Source organism: Micromonospora sp. M51 (assembly GCF_018070305.1).
Classification (GTDB): Bacteria; Actinomycetota; Actinomycetes; order Mycobacteriales; family Micromonosporaceae; genus Micromonospora; species Micromonospora parva.
Map to the genome: position 1 here is coordinate 1 of NZ_JAGPXZ010000857.1, position 2,392 is coordinate 2,392.

At 72.3% G+C, this 2,392-nt stretch carries 3 protein-coding genes; 1 reads left to right on the plus strand and 2 read right to left on the minus strand.

Features of this window, described 5'->3' with window-relative positions; all coding sequences use genetic code 11:
- Together KBX53_RS29805 and KBX53_RS29810 are read right to left on the minus strand one after the other, a co-directional pair.
- Positions 1 to 802, minus strand: an 802-nt coding sequence (locus KBX53_RS29805; RefSeq protein WP_210862992.1) for an FAD-dependent monooxygenase, incomplete at its 3' end; no start/stop codon positions are given.
- A 104-nt stretch (positions 803 to 906) separates the two neighbouring features.
- A complete protein-coding gene (locus KBX53_RS29810; RefSeq protein WP_210862994.1) occupies positions 907 to 1,503 on the minus strand; it encodes a TetR family transcriptional regulator in 597 nt (198 codons plus the stop codon).
- A gap of 85 nt (positions 1,504 to 1,588) precedes the next feature.
- On the opposite strand from KBX53_RS29810, the gene KBX53_RS29815 reads away from it, so the two are divergent.
- The coding region (locus tag KBX53_RS29815; protein ID WP_210862996.1) for an FAD-dependent oxidoreductase at positions 1,589 to 2,392 on the plus strand (804 nt) is incomplete at its 3' end.

A 2,392-nucleotide genomic window follows, 5' to 3' on the forward strand; every position in this document is an offset into this window, starting at 1 on the left:
AGGAGGTGGTGCTCGACTCCTGGTTCGGCCCGGCGTGCAGGGTGCTGTCGTCGTAGTCCAGGGCCTTGAGCATGGTGGCCACCGGCTCGCTGTACGTCGCAGCCAGGTCGTCGCGCCAGCCCTGCCGCTCGGCCACCGGGCCGTCGTTGTAGTAGCAGTACGTCTGCTCGGCGCCGATCGGGATCGTCAGGAACTGCCTCCCGCGCCCCAACTGCACCGACCAGACCGGGTCGTCGTCGATCCGCGGAGCGACCCACCGGTACGCGTACTGCCCGAGGTCGCGGGCGGCCTGGCCGTCGAAGGCGAGCCGGCGGACGGTCGAGTGCACCCCGTCCGCGCCGATCACCAGGTCGTACCGGTCGGTGCTGGTGTCGTCGAACTCGACGGCGACCTGGCCGCCCTCCTGCAACAGCGCGACCGGCTGGCGGCCCCAGCGGATCGGGGCGTCGCCGACGCCGTCGAGCAGCGCCCGGTGCAGCTGCGCCCGGGGCAATGACACGCACGGCCCGACGCCCCGCCAGAGCGCTGCCACGTCGATGTCGAAGAGGCGACGCCCGCGCTGGTTGGCGCTGCGCTGCCGGGTGATCTCCACGGCGACGTCGGCGACCGGCTCGCGCAGACCGAGGACGTCGAGCATCCGCGTCGCGTTGCCGGTGAGGTAGATCCCGGTGCCGGAGCCGGTCGGCCCGGACGCCCGCTCGACCACGTCGATCGTCGCGCCCCACTCGCGCAGCGCGGCCACCGTCGCCAGTCCGGCGACACCTCCGCCGACGATCAGTACCCGGACACCCGCACCCCGCACGACCCGTTCCTCCCGTTGCCCCTGCCCGCTGAGCTGCTGATCAACGGTCCGGCCGCCGCAGAACTCTACGGTGCCGGCGGGCCGGTGCGGGCCAGGGGGCGGGCTCAGGACGTGACGGCCGGGAAGCTTTCCACCAGCGCGGTCACGGTGTGCTGGATGCGTGCGTGCGCCACCTCGTCGGTCGCGTCGATGAGGGCGACGTGGTGCAGCACGCCCACCACGGCCAGCGCCAGCGCCTCGGTGTCGACGCCCGCTGGTAGCCGTCCGCGCTGTCGTTCGGCGTTCAGGTAGTCGACGACGGCGCGTTCGAGGCTCTGCGGCACGGTGCTGCCGGTGCCCAGTACCGCCTCGACCTGTGCGGCCAACGCCGGCCGGCAGGCCATCAGCCGGGTGACGCCGCGCAGGACGATCAGCGGGGTCGCGAGGATCGCCGCGCTGAGGTTCGCGGCGATCGTGCCGGTGCCGGCGCGGGCGGGAAGGCCGGCCGCGGTGCCGGCGATCTGGAAGCTGCGGTCGACGGCGTAACCCACCAGGAAGTCGTCGAAGTTCGCGAAGTGGGCGAAGAGCAGCCCGGTGGCGACGCCGGCCTCGCCGGTGACGGCTCGGCTGGTGAGCTGGCCGGGACCTGCGGCGGCGATCAGGCGCTCGGCGGCGGCGAAGAGGTGCTGCCGGGGCTCAGCGATGGGAACTCCGCGTGGCATTCCCTGAGTCTAGGCGGGTTGTGCGGGGATGAGCATCTGCTCATAATGTTTGAGCAGATGCTCATTCTGGTCTTGGGGAGTGCTGATGAAACGAGCGGTGATCGTCGGGGCCGGCATAGCTGGTCTCGCGACGGCCCTACGTCTGGCGCAGGACGGGTGGCATCCGCTCGTCGTCGAACGATCTCCGACCCGGCGCAGCAGTGGCTACCTGGTCAACCTGCTCGGCGCCGGCTACGACGCGGCCGAGCGGCTCGGGCTGGTTCCGGCGCTGTCCACCCACGCGTTGGGCCCGTTCACCACAGTGCTGGTCCGGGCGGACGGTCGCCCGAAGCTCACGGTGCCCGCCGCGGTCGCCGAGGCGGCGCTGGGTCCCCGAACCATGACGGTGTTCCGCGGCGACCTCGAAACCGCATTGTACGAGGCGGTACGCGACCAGGTGGAGATCCGCTTCGGCACCACCGTGTCCACAATCGACGCCACCGCCGACCGGGTGCGGATCAGCCTCAGCGACGGCACCACGTACGACGCCGACCTGCTCGTCGGTGCCGACGGCGTGCACTCCACGACCCGGGCGACGATCCTCGGCCCGGACCATCGGGTCGACCTGCCGTACGTCGTGGCGGCCTTCCCGCTGGCGCACCCGGTGCCGGATGTGCCCGAGTCGTCGGCGACGACCTTCATCGGCCCCGGGCGCACCGCGGCGATCGTCAACCTCGGGCCCGGCCGCTCGTCGGCCTTCTTCACCTACCGGTGCGCCGACCCCGCTCGCGAGTTGGCACGCGGACCGGTGGACGCGATCCGCGCGACGTTCGGAGACCTGGCCGGGGGAGTGCCCGAGGCGATCGGTCACCTCCAGACCGACCCGGCCGGGGCGTACTTCGACCGGGTC